The organism is Cupriavidus sp. 01T418, from assembly GCF_056398885.1.
In genome coordinates, this window is record NZ_JBFTQG010000124.1 from 1 (window position 1) to 1,066 (window position 1,066).

Annotated in this window: 1 protein-coding gene; it reads left to right on the forward strand. The window is 48.1% G+C overall.

Annotated features, from left to right (window positions below):
* Positions 1-45: 45 nt before the first annotated feature.
* The coding region (locus AC1DQ3_RS36485) for a WD40 repeat domain-containing protein (protein ID WP_477124946.1) at positions 46-1,066 on the forward strand (1,021 nt) is incomplete at its 3' end.

A 1,066-nucleotide genomic window follows, 5' to 3' on the forward strand; every position in this document is an offset into this window, starting at 1 on the left:
TGGCTTCTGGCTTCATTGAAGAGAGTTTCAAGTCAATATGACGCAATGTTTGATTCCAACGAGCTGGAAACAAAAGCTAGAGAACTTATTCAACGGGAAGAAGGACAGATTGACAATGCTGCACTCCAGAGAATTGGAATTGTGAATGTTGAAGGTGCCTCTGCAAGCTATCCGGCTTCATCTTTACTAATGTTACAACACCATCTACTTGCAGAAGGCAGAGGCAGGTACACGCACACACAAACCAGTTTGGATGTTTCCGTGGATAACCTGGTATCTGCAACGTTTAATACACATGGCCAGCTCTCCCTGCGTACTCGGGCTGACGACGGTGTCCATGAGTCTGTCAGGCTTGTGGATGGGTCTTCCAAGGAAATCTCCTTGCCGCAAGGATGGCGACATATCAGCTCAAAGATGCCCAGAATTGGCCTGAATATAAGCAAGAGCTTTGTCGGGGAACATGAGAATCGCCGTCCGGTTATGAACGAAGATACGGGACAGATCGGTGTATACGTCTCAGCCCCAAGCTCAGATGCAAGCTTAATACAGACGCCTCTTGCGGTTGCGCTACGTAAAGCTGAACATTGTATGGCCTGCGTGTCTAACAATGGCAAGTTCGTCGTATCGTATGATGAAGGTGCTTACCGTTTGTCTCTCTATGATGCGGAAAGAGACAGCGTTGTTCCATTGAATCACAACACGCTTGGTTTGCTTGAGATTTCTGTGTCAAATACCGGGGAGGTGTTTCTGGCGGATCATAGATCTCGTGTTGTTTTTGCTCCCACTGGCGCGAAATTGTCAGAGCAGCCATGCCGTGACAAGAGCAGATTCCAGCTATCACCCGACGGCCGATTTCTTGTGCAAGGTTCTCAAGATAATGTCAATGACATGATGCTGCGTGATATGCGAGACGGAAATGAAATAGCCATTAATCGATCGGCTCCTGTCGCCGATCGTGGAATAATCCAGCAACCACAAAGCATCGCATTTTCTCCTCTTAACGGGCTTCTCGCTGTTGCATATTATGATCGCGCCGTCGAGGTGTTCGACTTGCTGTCCAGGAATC